We start from the raw sequence: 11856 nt of genomic DNA, 5'->3' as shown, positions 1-11856 counted from the left end.
TAGATAACCACACCCGTGAGTGCCTAGCAATTTATCCTGCGCAAAACATTCGAGGCGATGATGTTGCGCATCTGCTAGAGCATATCGTCTCGCAAAGAGGTAAGCCCACGCGGATTCAAGCGGACAACGTACTAAATGCAAGAACTTTTTCCAGCGATAGGCAAAGCCATCCCGTAACTGCAAAATGCAGTTAAAAAATCAAACTTACTACTTCACTCCACCCAAACGGCCACTTCCACAAATACATCAGGGGTCCCGATTAACCATAATGAACACAAGATCCGCCACTTTACGTTTTGGTCTTTACCCTACTTAAAACAATCTGAGGTCCCAGTGGAAGGTCCAAACATTATCTACGAGGTCCTTGCGGCCTCTACGGCCCTACAGAGAGGGATCGATCCACTGGGTAAAGCTTTTTCATAGTAACCTTGATACATCTGTTTTGACTTCACTAATCCGTAAACTACACGCGCCATCTTCGCTGCCACCGCAGTCCTTGCCTTGCGCTGTAAATCTTTATCTTGAGGCGCACTTTTAATATAGCGTAGATATTTTTGCTGGAAACTGTTCTCAGGTTGCTGGATGGCACGGTTGACTGACATCCACAGCGCTAAGCGCAGGCGCGCATTACCCCGTTTGGAGATTTGCTCTTGACCACGGTAGTTGCCTGATTGGTTCTTCGCTAGATCAAACCCGCAATACTTTAAGAACTGACGATGATGGATAAAGCGACGCAGATCGCCACCTTCCGCCAGAATCGTTAGGGCATTAATCGGACCAATCCCCGGCACACTTTGCAAGATGGCGGAATCCGGGTTATCGGCCAATACCATATGAGCCGTCTCTTCTAATTGCTTGCGACAAGCATTGATCTCTTGATAGCGTCGCAGTTGTATTTGAAATGTTTTGCAAGCTAAAGACTCTGCTTCAACGGGAAGTCCAATGCTATGCTGAGCAGTCTTATAGAGCTCAATAAGCTTAGCCGCCTTATTAACCTTACGGCCAACAACAGGACTGGCAATCTCGCAAAACTCTTCTTGAGAGTGCTTCGTTACTGCGCTAGGAATTGGAAACCGTAGTAAATAATTAATCCACCAGTCTGTGCGAGTACTGTTCCACCATTTACCCATCTCCGGAAAATATAAAGGCAGGTAATGAGTGAGGAGGGAATGTTGCAAGCGCGTGCGACTCAAGGTCACTTGATAGTAGGTTTTAGATAACTCCTGGAGATCATGATGTCCTGCAATTAATGGATCAACATAACGTTGAGTAATCCCTTGCTTAAGCAGTTCCAAAAGTACTGCGGCATCCTTGGGGTCATTTTTATCCCAGGAGTTGAACATCACCTCCCGATACCGGGCACTCGCTACCGAGGAAATAAAACAGACTTCAAACCCCGCCGCTACCAAGCGATGCCCTAATGCTCGGTGGTAATTGCCGGTTGCTTCAAAGCCAATGATGCAAGGCGAAGGCAAAGTTCTGAGATAAGAAAGGAGGCGGTCATGGTCAGATGCAGAATTAGCCATCCGAAAATGCTGTCGTTTACCCTCTTTAGTCTCGCTTAACACGGCATTAAAGTCCTTGGCAATATCAATTGCAATCCATGCCCCATAGGGTTTATTGTTTAAGTGGTCAGCCATAGCAATACTCCTTGTTTATGATCTCGCAATCACAAGCATGGCTTAAATTGCTGCGGCTGACTACCATTCTGCATGTACTATGGTCCAGAATTTATCTCTATTGCGCTCGATCGCTGGGCTTACGATAAGCAAGTTGTCTTAGATTTTTCAAGACCAGGTAAACCTACTGACAATGCGTTTATTGAATCATTCAACGGCAGCTTAAGAGACGAATGTTTGAACATCCACTGGTTTATGTCGCTGGAAGACGCACAAGAAAAGCTTGAAAACTGGAGACAGGATTACAATTGTTTTAGACCGCATTCATCGCTGGGGGATCTCCCACCAGCGATGTTTGCAAAGTCATTTTGTAGTTCAACCACACCGCCCGATTTTCTGGCTCAGAGCTGACCGGTTTGTGGGAGGAGGTCAAACTTACTATGGAAATAATTTTACCTATGGCAGTAGCGGTCAATTAGTTGGTGGCACGCTTACTGGATTGGATGAATATAGGAATTATCGACTTGACTATACAGCTAGAGATGTGAATGTTAGCGCTGTTACTGCTGCAAATTTAATAAACTCAGGAAATGCATACGGAATCACATCTTTGGCGCTAGTTGGTAACGATACGATCAATGGATCAATTTATGCTGACTATTTAATTGGTTATGCAGGCAATGACCTTATGAGGGGAAATGGTGGTAACGATTACATTGATGGTGCTGTAGGGCTGAATACTTCAGCATATAGTGGTGCATCCTCAAGTTACACCATTACCATCCAGGGCATCAATTTTTCTACAGTAAGTGATTCATCCTCGGGAAGGGATGGGTACGATACTCTTGTAAATATAGAGCGTCTTCAATTTTCCAACACAATGGTTGCAATTGATATTGGCCCAACACAAATTGCTGGATCTGCCTATATGTTGTATCAGGCTGCTTTTAATAGAACTCCCGATGCGTCTGGCCTTGGTTACTGGATAGCGCAGCTTGATGCTGGTGCAAATATTGTGACCGATGTAGCCCAAGCCTTTATTAGTAGCCCTGAATTTATCGCTCAGTATGGCGCCAACCCAAGTAATGCATCTTATGTAAACAACCTTTATTTAAATGTTTTGCATCGACCTGGAGAGGCTGGGGGTGTAGCGTACTGGAATGCTGAATTAGATGCTGGTCGAGTTTCCAAGGCTTATGTTTTAGAGCAATTTGCTACTCTGCCTGAGGGAGCTGCTTTGGTAGCACCTGCAATAGCACATGGAATTGCTTATACCCAGTGGGTGGGTTAAGGCCTATTAACTTCTGCCCTAATTCGCTCAATCGTATCGACCATTGAGGCGCTTAGAAGCACATCTAAACCTAAAGCTCTGCCGATATTATTGATTCGTATGGGGTCGGTTGGGATACCTCCTTGATCGATAGCAGCGAGAAGTTTTTTCGCCTGCCCAACAGGGCTAGAGTCTTCAACTTGTTCTGGACTTTCTGGCGGTAAATTCTTAATCAGAGCGCTGATCCAATCAGTCCAGTTCTCATCAGGTGAATTAGGCATGCAATTCATACCTATGAAATAGCTAAGCCTCAAGTCTACAGGGTGGTTGCTCAAGGATTCCTTATGCGATAGGATGAATGCTACGGAACCTACGGAAGCATTATGAAAACATATCTCTCCAGAGAGCAAATCCAAGAGCGGATTAAAGCTCTACCCAGATATCCTAAATACCTCACTAGAGAACAAATTAGGCAGCGAATTCAAGAGCTGGCTACAACTAATCTACCTAAGAAGTCAAAGAATGCTCTTTGGGGTGTGTTATGAGCTGTGGTGCTATGACTCGTAATGGGACCCCATGTAAGAACGCTCCATTAATAGGCGGAGCAGGGCAAAAATGCAAATTTCACGGGGGAATGTCTTTAATGGGAGCTAGACACCCTAATTGGAGGCACGGTAAATGTACTAAAGAGGCAAGACTAAGGAGCAAAGCGACAACAGCAGAGCTTAGGTTTCTTAGGATGTTGGTTATACAGCTTGGAATGATTGAGTCATAGTAATAGGATGTACCCGCTCAAAGGATGACTCCTCAGTAGATATTGCGCTAGTCCATGGAGAGAGTTCAAATACCACTACCTCTTTTTAATGTCCTTAGACCTACCGACTTGCCGTTGAACAATATCGGTAGGTTTACATCTCACTTCGCAACAGCAACACAGGATGTTGTTGTCACTGCCACTCTGTTTTCAGTAAACATGGGCATTTAACAAAATACCCAAAGCATCTAAAAACGGCTCAGGACGTGATTTGACTGCTGTCTTGAAGGGTTGCCATAACTTACCCAGTTTCTCACGATAGTGAAGTTTCTCGAGTTCTTTAATGGCCTTTTCAGCTGCTGATTTCTTTGCTGCACCTTTAAGATACATGCTGTAAGCAAGGCCAAATTCTGCTCCAACCTTTTCATATAAGTCGTAAGACCTTTCTCGACTGCATCCCTTAAATCCAAGAATCTTACTGGCGGGCAGATGATTGCCTTCTATTGGAACCATGATGATATGAATATGAGGGACATCTTCATCATAGTGAATGACTGCATGGGCAACTGGACAATAAGGGAATTTATCCATCAGCCAATCTAGGCACCGCATATAAAGATGATTGAAGTCGCATATAAAGCCTGGGGTGACAGAGAAAATCCACTCAATTGCATACCCCTTGTCCTTTCGTTTAAAAGTCCCCTTTGAAGTATTGATGCCAGCACCAACAATTAAATCTTGCACTGTAACTTCAAGTGATTTGTTAAGTGGAACTATCTGTTTATTTAAATATGTCTTAGAGGGATCGATCTTATCTCTTGCATATAACTCAATAGGGATTTTTCTATTGTTGTGAGCTTCGGCAAGTACAAGCGTTTGGCTATTGCCATTCAGATATAAAAGATGTCCACGAAGGTCTAACTTAAACATTCTGACCTCCTTGATCGATGATCTTTTGGAGCCTCTTGGCTTGCTTTTCCCAATAATTGCGACTACCCATAGTCTCTGCAGCTCGATTTTGGTACCAATTTCGATCATCTTTTAGAGTTCGATTATCAATTTCTAGAATCCTGTTGGCCTCTCTTAGCTCCTCAAGAGTTTGGACGATATCAATTTTTTCAATTTCCGAAGCGTTCCATTGGCCTATTGAGATCTTGTCCTTTAGCAGGGTGTTCTCCTCAACCAATGATTGGATGGTGTCAGCCAATCCCTTGAGCATGTCATCTCTAGGGTCATAGTTTTCTGCAGGGTGAATATTGCGATTTTGCATTTTGTTTCTCCAAAAAAGAAACGCTATGCAGGGTATGGATCCGTAAAAAAGCCTGCACAGCATTTCTGCTGATGCAAGCCTCAGATACCTCGGAGCAACTTGGTTTTGTTCTGCTCCCGCTTTATTCCCTCTAAGGGGAACCCTTAATTTATAACATTGTCCTCTGTTACGTAAAACATCTCAGGGGCTTGAATCCTTTGATGCCAGCTTGGTTATGGCTGTGACTGTAATCTTGATATTAATTCTATACAAGTGTAGTGCTGTTATCAATAGTCCAGCTAAAAATTTATTGATTGACTGTCAAGTATTTTGGAGAGAAAACTTAACCTATTTTTTTGGCTAGCTGCTCCGCATTTGGGTGGTAGTAACGCTTGAGCATCGCTAGACTCTTGTGACCAGTAACAGCTGATAGCTCAAGTAGATTCGGTAGCTTCTCTGATAGTCGAGTGGCTGCGGTATGTCTGAGATCGTGGATTCGTAAATCAATTAATCCAGCACGCTCCCTAGCTCGTTTAAAGTTGGTTTCTAGTGCTGCAAAGTTAATGGGCAGAATTCTGCCATCAATACTTCTAGGTAGCGACTGGAGAGTCTCTATGGCTCTCGTAGATAGGGGAACTCTTCGAGATTCACCATTCTTGGTAAGAGCTAAATAGGCGGTTCTAGTTTGGTAATTGATGTCATCCCAGCGAAGGCTCAAAATCTCCCCTCTACGCATAGCAGTCTCAATGGCAAGGATTACAAATGGTCTTGTGTAGATATTACGGTTGGCTTTCGGGGTGCATGCCTCAAGCAGAATCTTTTCCTCATCGTAAGTCAGTACCCGATTTCTTCCCTGCGGTTGAGTAGGCTTTCTGACACCCAAAACGGGATTTGGAGTGTTTAAACCCCATTCTCTACGAGCATGGTTAATTATGGAAGAAAAGTAGGCCAGTTCACGTACCACAGTACTGGGCTTGATCTCTTGTAAACGCTCATCACGATACTTGGCAATCTTGCCAGAAGTTAGCGTTGCCATATTCACCTTGGCAATCGGTCTTCTCATTATGGCTTTCAGGCGAATGGTGTCTGCACCAGCTCCACGCATCAGTGGTGTTACTTCTCTTAAGTAACGTTCTATAAGTTCACCAAAGGTAGTCTTTTGGGCTTGGTGAATATTGGTATAGGTTCCTCTGTCCCATTCCACTTCAACGCTTCTTGCCCAGCGTTCGGCACCTTCTTTTGATTGGAATGTTTTGACTAGAGATTGTTCCCCTTTGCGAGAAACACGAGCTTGCCACTTGTTACTTCTAAATCGGATTGATGCCATTTCTTATCCTTCATTTGGACAAGATTTGGACAAGACTAAAAGTTACATGTTCTGGATGCTGCTTAGGTTAGCGTTTACTTCCCCGCTTTCCATTCGCCAGACTTGCCACCACTCTTCTCAAGTAGATGTACATCGCCCATCACCATGCCTCTATCAACAGCTTTTGCCATGTCGTAGATGGTGAGTAAAGCAACTTGGACAGCGGTGAGGGCTTCCATTTCTACGCCAGTGGGGCCAGTGGTCTCAGCTCTGACTTGGCAAGTGATGCTGCTGGCATCCTTATTGAGGGTAAATTCCAGGCTGACGTGCGTGAGAGCTAGCGGGTGACAGAGGGGGATTAAGTCTGATGTCTTCTTGGATGCCTGAATGCCTGCAATGCGGGCGATACCTAAGACATCCCCTTTTTTATGGGTACCTGCCTCGATCATGCTGAAGGTTTCTGGCAGCATGGTGATCTTGCCTGTAGCAATGGCAATCCGATGGGTATTGGGCTTATCTCCAACGTTGACCATATGGGCTTGCCCGCTGGCATCAAAATGAGTTAGTTTGTTCATGGGATAAGTTTTACCATATAGGGATGCAAGTCATAAAGACACCACAAAAATCATCGTTATTTAAGCGAATTTTGGCTGGCCAGCTGATTCTGGCCTTGGCTTGTCCAAGTGCTGGCTTCGTATATGCTGCTGGACCAACACCCTTATCGGTAACGGGTGATGTGTCTGTGCAAGGTGAGTCAGCTGCATTGCAAAACTTGGGTAGGGCAGTTCAGTCACCTGATGCCCGATCTTCGAATCTTCCCTCGCGTAATACACCTCAAACTCAAGGAGCCTTTGTTCTTCCTGATATGGGTGATCCTGGTGGCGATAGCTTAAGCCGCATGGATGAGAAAAAATACGGCGAAATGATCATGCGTCAGATTCGTCCGGATGCAGATTATTCGAATGATTTACCAATTTATGATTTTTTAAATCAAATGGAGCGACGCCTATTGCAAGCAGCAAAACGTTTGCAATTGGGCGGTGCCAATGAGCAGGGCAGCGGAGCCTATAACTTTGAGGTATTCGCCGTTAAAGACAGCAGCATTAATGCGTTTGCATTGCCAGGCGGGTTTATTGGATTTCATACGGGGCTATTGGTTAGTGCTGAAACGGATTCAGAAGTGGCTTCGGTGATGGGTCACGAGACTGGTCACGTCTTACAGCGTCACCTTGCGCGTCAAATGGACAAGCAAACCACCAATATGATGATCGCTTTAGCTGGTATGGTGCTGGGCGCATTAGCAGCGTCCCGTAATCCAGGCGCCGCCTCTGGGCTTATGCAGGGTGGACAGGCTTTGGCTGTAAATAACCAACTCTCGTACTCAAGAGATGCTGAGCGCGAGGCGGATCGGATTGGCTTTCAGATTCTGGCGGCGAGTGGTTATGACGTTAATGGCGCACCAGGTTTTTTCCAGCGCCTACAAAAGGCTACGGGGATTATGGATAGTGGCGTTCCATCCTATGTGCGTACTCACCCATTAACCACTGATCGTATTGCTGACATGCAAGATCGTGCTCGTAACATCGCCAACAGGAATGTGCCAACATCCGTGGAGTTTTATTTCATAAAAGCACGTGCTCGCATGGAGCAGTCTGGAAGCTCTAGTCAGATGTATGACTTAAAAAACACCTTTGATGGTTTGAGTAAGCAGTCGGCTCCCGGCAAGCAGATGGAAGGATTTTATGGGCTTGCATTGGTTGCGCAAAAACAAGGTAAGTTCGATCAGGCTTCCAGTTACCTACAACAAGCGCGCAATCTGGCCAATAGTGCGAGTGCACCAGGATCACCTATTCAGCGACAAAGCCTCTCTTTAGATATTACGGCGTCAGAGTTGGCATTAGCTAGGGGTAAGGGTGATGAGGCTCTGCAAATTGCCCAAGCAACTTTAAAGGCCTACCCGCAGTCCTATGCTGCTGGAGCGGCAATGATGAATGCCTATCTCAAACTCGGACGCACCAATGACGCCATTACTTGGCTAAAGGCGCGCACAAGGTTACAGCCCAATGAGGTGGTTTGGTGGGCTATGCTTTCTAATGCGTATGACCAAGCAAAGAATGTGCCAATGCGCCATTACGCCCTTGGAGAAAAGTATGCGCTTGAAGGTGCATGGCCTTCAGCCATTGAGCAGCTCAAGATTGCTAGATCTTCTGGTGGGGCGGATTTCTATCAGGCTTCCAGTATTGATGCGCGCCTACGTGAAATGCAAAAGCAATATCAAGAAGAGTTGAAGGAGCAGGGCAAAAACATGCCCGGCTAATTAATTGCTTGGTGCTTTGATAAAGCGAAAGCGTTCACTGAGTTCTAGCGAGTGAATGGGTTCAATCGGTAGTTCTTTGCCATCCCATTGCCAAGAACCTCTAAAGCTACAGGCGTCCTCCATCACTTTTGACTGATCTGAGAATAGATCCAAATCATGATCATGTAATAGCGCGACTGATAGTGATTCTATTTGGCTGAATACGGTGCTATCGATTTGATCGGATAGTGATTGCACAATAATTCCAGTAATGTAGATATTGCCTTTTTCATCGCTCAGAGCCCCCTGCGGTTTAATTTGCGTACCGCATTGTGTCAATAGTTGAGGGCCACTTTCACTTGGAATGATTCTGGCAATCCATGGCGTGGCATCTAATGTGATGAAAACTCTTTGAGGACCATTCTGAAAGAAATATCTACCCAAAGAATCGCATGCGTAATTTCTGGAAATGAATTCATTAAGAGCTGCATGCTGGATGACACTCCCAGTCAATTGATTGGTTTGTGCAAATTCATCCCGCATACGCCATTGACCGCGACGATCTAATGCAAGCCAGCCAAAGCAATGCGGAACATTGGGCCACTTGATAAGGGATCGCAGTACTTGCTCATCCATGAGATGGCAACCTTTTTGGCATTAGTAATTAATGCAGTCCGTGTGGTGTGGACGGTGCGTCGAAGGTCTCTTCAGTCGAGTGACTTGCATGCAGGTGGGCAATGCGCCAGCCTTGACTGTCTTGTAATAGCACTAAGGTGATGTTGAGAAAGAACTCCGCTTCAATTTGATCGGCACGTAGATGTACTGCTTCAGTTGTATCATAAACGGCTGCGCCTAAAACCGAATGGCTAATACAGGCAATGGGCTCCAAAAACAGAGCTTGTTTGGCCAAGAGACGCTCTAAGCCTGCGCGAATTTCTGCATGACCGCTTAGGCGTTGACCTTCTGGTAGCACGCAAGTAATGGAGTCATCATCCAGCCAGATAGCTAAAGCACCTTTGACATCGCGATGTTTTAAAGCATCGCGCCAAGCATCTACCACTTCATCGGCATTATGAAAAAGTCTCGCTAGTTTTGGCATGGCTTACTTTCTGGTGACTTAAGTTGTTGTGAGCTTAATGAAGATTCTGAATTACTTCAAATACATTCTCTGGCGAGATATCTTTTAAGCACTTGAGGTGTCCAAGGGGGCACTCTCTTTTATGGCAAGGGCTGCATGGCAAGTTGAGATAAATGACTTTAGCTTTAGCGGATAGCGGCGGTGTATGGTGTGGGTCGCTCGAGCCAAAGATTGCTACTTGCGGCACTTTTAAAGCGGCGCCAATATGCATTAAGCCAGAGTCATTGCTGACTAAGGCTTTACTCATACCGATGAGCGCAATTGCTTCATCGAGTGAGGTATCGCCACACCAGTTATATATTTTGGGGGCATCATTGGCTTGAGCCCTAATGCCCTCACCCAAAGTGTAATCGCCCTTACTGCCTAGAAGAATGACGTGAGCATCTGCATTATTGGTGATTAGCTGCTGCGCAAGCGTGGCGAAGTGTTCGGTAGGCCAGCGTTTTGTTACCCCGTACTCAGCGCCTGGGCACAGAACATAAATTGATTTGTTTTCGATTGCAGCCGCTTGTAACTTATTGCTTACAGACTGCTTGGCTATAGTTGAGATGTTGAGTTGAGGATCTGCTGATTGATCACTATCAATCTCTTTCGAATGACTTATTACATTGCAAAGCGCAAGGTAATGATTGGCCATTGGTGGACGATTGGTTTTGCTCGGATTGTCTAAAGCAAAATTAATGAGTCCAAAGCGCATCTCTCCGCGATAGCCAATGCGTAGCGGAATATTGGCAAGCCAAGGTATGAGTGCAGACTTGAAGCTGTTAGGCAGAACAAAGCAGGCATCGTATTGATTTAATTCGAGTTGCCTTGCGAGTTGCTTACGCAGGCCCCATTGCAATTGCTTGTGCTCTAGTCGCGCTTCAATGACTTGATGAACTTCTGTGCAAGCGCGATAAATGGGTGCAACCCAAGGGCTTGCTAGAACATCAATTTGTGACTGTGGGTAAATTACTTTGAGAGCCGCCAGCAGGGGCTGGGACATTACGGCATCACCAATCCAGTTGGGGGCGATGATCAGAATACGATTCATATGAGGTATCCCGAAACAGCACCCCGCTCTGAGGTGCTGATGGACTTAATGCCCGTGAGGCTCGGTACCAGGGATGAGTTTGTACTCAGTGCCGCAATAAGGACACTTTGCTTCACCCGTCTTAGCAACATCGAGAAATACACGTGGATGTGAATTCCAGCTAGGGGTTTTATTGGTTGGGCAATGCAAAGGCAAATCGGTATTGCCATTCACCATTACAACTTGAGCTTCACTCATTCTCTGATTTCCTATTACTTAACGTAAGTTAACCAAGACTTGTACTTGTCACTTCTGCCGTAGACTGCGTCAAAGTAGGTCTTCTGAATTTTCTCAGTAATCGGTCCGCGCTTACCGTCACCAATAGTGCGGTCATCTAATTCACGAATTGGTGTTACTTCCGCAGCAGTGCCGGTAAAGAAAGCCTCATCAGCTGAATACACTTCATCACGAGTAATGCGCTTTTCACGCAACTCATAGCCAAGATCTTTAGCTATTTGCATAATGGAGTTACGGGTGATGCCATCTAAACAAGAAGCCAGATCAGGCGTGTAAATAATGCCGTTATTAACGATAAAGATATTTTCGCCAGAACCTTCGGATACATAACCCTCTGTATCCAGTAGGAGCGCTTCGTCGTAGCCATTGGCTGTTACTTCTTGGTTGGCCAAAATGGAGTTGATGTAGTAACCAGAGGCCTTGGCGCGCACCAGTGAGGAGTTCACAAAGTGGCGAGTAAATGAGGAGGTTTTAACGCGGATACCCTTGTTAAGGCCGTCTTCACCCAAATATGCACCCCATTCCCAGGCAGCGATCGCAGTATGGATGCTGTTACCTTTTGGAGAGATGCCCAGTTTTTGTGAGCCAATAAAGATAATTGGGCGGATATAGCAAGATTCCAGCTTATTGCTGTTAACTACCTCAATAATGCCGCTGGTGATCTGCTCAGGGGTCCAGGGCATATTCATCTGGAAAATCTTGGTTCCATTGAATAGGCGCTTTACGTGCTCTGGAAGGCGGAAAATGGCGGTACCTTGGGGGGTTTTGTAGGCGCGAATACCTTCAAATACACCCATTCCATAGTGGAGACTGTGGGTTAGCACATGAATATTGGCCTCACGCCAGGGAACGAGCTTCCCATCGGACCAAATAAAGCCATCGCGGTCGGACATCGACATTTTCTCTACCTTTTAA

General features: G+C 45.6%; 14 protein-coding genes and 2 pseudogenes. 5 read left to right on the top strand and 11 right to left on the bottom strand.

Annotation, left to right across the window (positions count from 1 at the left end; all coding sequences use genetic code 11):
• A pseudogene (locus ICN30_RS07245) lies at nt 1–128 on the top strand (IS3 family transposase); the annotation flags it as partial.
• 225 nt (nt 129–353) lie between these two features.
• On the opposite strand, the gene ICN30_RS07240 reads toward ICN30_RS07245, so the two are convergent.
• Nucleotides 354–1640 carry an IS110 family transposase gene (locus ICN30_RS07240; RefSeq protein WP_216274413.1) on the bottom strand — a complete coding sequence of 429 codons (1287 nt, stop codon included), beginning with the start codon at nt 1638–1640 and terminating at the stop codon, nt 354–356.
• A gap of 81 nt (nt 1641–1721) precedes the next feature.
• Here ICN30_RS07240 and ICN30_RS07235 point away from each other — a divergent pair.
• Together ICN30_RS07235 and ICN30_RS07230 are read left to right on the top strand one after the other, a co-directional pair.
• A pseudogene (locus tag ICN30_RS07235) lies at nt 1722–2030 on the top strand (integrase core domain-containing protein); the annotation flags it as partial.
• 133 nt (nt 2031–2163) lie between these two features.
• Nucleotides 2164–2910 (top strand): DUF4214 domain-containing protein, encoded by a 747-nt coding sequence (locus ICN30_RS07230; RefSeq protein WP_216274411.1) that lies wholly within the window; start codon nt 2164–2166, stop codon nt 2908–2910.
• Here ICN30_RS07230 and ICN30_RS07225 read toward each other — a convergent pair.
• Complete coding sequence (locus tag ICN30_RS07225) at nt 2907–3170, bottom strand: hypothetical protein (RefSeq protein WP_255533156.1); 264 nt, start codon at nt 3168–3170, stop codon at nt 2907–2909. The two genes, ICN30_RS07230 and ICN30_RS07225, sit on opposite strands and share 4 nt — an antisense overlap.
• 260 nt (nt 3171–3430) lie before the next feature.
• Here ICN30_RS07225 and ICN30_RS11705 point away from each other — a divergent pair, with 260 nt between their 5' ends.
• On the top strand, nt 3431–3664 hold the full coding sequence (locus ICN30_RS11705) for an HGGxSTG domain-containing protein (protein WP_370626610.1): 234 nt from the start codon (nt 3431–3433) through the stop codon (nt 3662–3664).
• Nucleotides 3665–3853: 189 nt separating this feature from the next.
• On the opposite strand, the gene ICN30_RS07220 is transcribed toward ICN30_RS11705, so the two are convergent.
• From ICN30_RS07220 to moaC, 4 genes are all read right to left on the bottom strand, one after another.
• On the bottom strand, nt 3854–4573 hold the full coding sequence (locus ICN30_RS07220) for a plasmid recombination protein (protein WP_216274409.1): 720 nt from the start codon (nt 4571–4573) through the stop codon (nt 3854–3856).
• A complete protein-coding gene (locus ICN30_RS07215) occupies nt 4566–4913 on the bottom strand; it encodes a hypothetical protein (protein WP_216274407.1) in 348 nt (115 codons plus the stop codon). The genes ICN30_RS07220 and ICN30_RS07215 overlap by 8 nt, the downstream gene beginning before the upstream one ends.
• Nucleotides 4914–5235: 322 nt before the next feature.
• Nucleotides 5236–6219, bottom strand: a complete 984-nt coding sequence (locus ICN30_RS07210; RefSeq protein ID WP_216274405.1) for a site-specific integrase — start codon at nt 6217–6219, stop codon at nt 5236–5238.
• 74 nt (nt 6220–6293) lie between these two features.
• Nucleotides 6294–6773 (bottom strand): cyclic pyranopterin monophosphate synthase MoaC, encoded by a 480-nt coding sequence (moaC, locus tag ICN30_RS07205; RefSeq protein WP_216274404.1) that lies wholly within the window; start codon nt 6771–6773, stop codon nt 6294–6296.
• A gap of 23 nt (nt 6774–6796) precedes the next feature.
• Between moaC and ICN30_RS07200 the strand changes: the two genes are divergently transcribed.
• Nucleotides 6797–8515 (top strand): M48 family metalloprotease, encoded by a 1719-nt coding sequence (locus tag ICN30_RS07200; RefSeq protein ID WP_216274402.1) that lies wholly within the window; start codon nt 6797–6799, stop codon nt 8513–8515.
• On the opposite strand, the gene ICN30_RS07195 is transcribed toward ICN30_RS07200, so the two are convergent.
• The 5 genes from ICN30_RS07195 to ICN30_RS07175 are packed head-to-tail and all read right to left on the bottom strand — an operon-like array spanning nt 8516 to nt 11840.
• Entirely contained in the window at nt 8516–9130 is a 615-nt protein-coding gene (locus tag ICN30_RS07195) for a DUF2946 family protein (protein ID WP_216274401.1), read from the bottom strand. It abuts the gene before it with no gap.
• Nucleotides 9131–9158: 28 nt separating this feature from the next.
• Entirely contained in the window at nt 9159–9593 is a 435-nt protein-coding gene (locus ICN30_RS07190) for a nuclear transport factor 2 family protein (protein WP_216178496.1), read from the bottom strand.
• Between the two features lie 34 nt (nt 9594–9627).
• On the bottom strand, nt 9628–10665 hold the full coding sequence (gene waaF, locus ICN30_RS07185; RefSeq protein ID WP_216274398.1) for a lipopolysaccharide heptosyltransferase II: 1038 nt from the start codon (nt 10663–10665) through the stop codon (nt 9628–9630).
• Between the two features lie 45 nt (nt 10666–10710).
• Entirely contained in the window at nt 10711–10902 is a 192-nt protein-coding gene (locus ICN30_RS07180) for a zinc-finger domain-containing protein (protein WP_015421968.1), read from the bottom strand.
• A 14-nt stretch (nt 10903–10916) separates the two neighbouring features.
• Nucleotides 10917–11840, bottom strand: coding sequence for a branched-chain amino acid transaminase (locus tag ICN30_RS07175; RefSeq protein ID WP_216274396.1), 924 nt, complete (start codon nt 11838–11840; stop codon nt 10917–10919).
• Nucleotides 11841–11856 lie beyond the last annotated feature (16 nt).

This window comes from Polynucleobacter sp. 31A-FELB (genome assembly GCF_018882405.1).
Lineage (GTDB): Bacteria > Pseudomonadota > Gammaproteobacteria > Burkholderiales > Burkholderiaceae > Polynucleobacter.
Note: the sequence above shows the minus strand (reverse complement) of the source record. Positions and strands in the feature narration are given on the sequence as shown.

Excerpts from the sequence above, each read along its gene's own strand:
- ICN30_RS07200 (WP_216274402.1), top strand. The coding sequence starts at position 6,797 with ATGCAAGTCATAAAGACACCACAAAAATCATCGTTATTTAAGCGAATT.
- ICN30_RS07240 (WP_216274413.1), bottom strand. The coding sequence starts at position 1,640 with ATGGCTGACCACTTAAACAATAAACCCTATGGGGCATGGATTGCAATT.
- ICN30_RS07225 (WP_255533156.1), bottom strand. The coding sequence starts at position 3,170 with ATGCCTAATTCACCTGATGAGAACTGGACTGATTGGATCAGCGCTCTG.
- ICN30_RS07220 (WP_216274409.1), bottom strand. The coding sequence starts at position 4,573 with ATGTTTAAGTTAGACCTTCGTGGACATCTTTTATATCTGAATGGCAAT.
- ICN30_RS07215 (WP_216274407.1), bottom strand. The coding sequence starts at position 4,913 with ATGCAAAATCGCAATATTCACCCTGCAGAAAACTATGACCCTAGAGAT.
- ICN30_RS07175 (WP_216274396.1), bottom strand. The coding sequence starts at position 11,840 with ATGTCGATGTCCGACCGCGATGGCTTTATTTGGTCCGATGGGAAGCTC.
- moaC (WP_216274404.1), bottom strand. The coding sequence starts at position 6,773 with ATGAACAAACTAACTCATTTTGATGCCAGCGGGCAAGCCCATATGGTC.
- waaF (WP_216274398.1), bottom strand. The coding sequence starts at position 10,665 with ATGAATCGTATTCTGATCATCGCCCCCAACTGGATTGGTGATGCCGTA.
- ICN30_RS07195 (WP_216274401.1), bottom strand. The coding sequence starts at position 9,130 with ATGGATGAGCAAGTACTGCGATCCCTTATCAAGTGGCCCAATGTTCCG.
- ICN30_RS11705 (WP_370626610.1), top strand. The coding sequence starts at position 3,431 with ATGAGCTGTGGTGCTATGACTCGTAATGGGACCCCATGTAAGAACGCT.
- ICN30_RS07180 (WP_015421968.1), bottom strand. The coding sequence starts at position 10,902 with ATGAGTGAAGCTCAAGTTGTAATGGTGAATGGCAATACCGATTTGCCT.
- ICN30_RS07210 (WP_216274405.1), bottom strand. The coding sequence starts at position 6,219 with ATGGCATCAATCCGATTTAGAAGTAACAAGTGGCAAGCTCGTGTTTCT.
- ICN30_RS07190 (WP_216178496.1), bottom strand. The coding sequence starts at position 9,593 with ATGCCAAAACTAGCGAGACTTTTTCATAATGCCGATGAAGTGGTAGAT.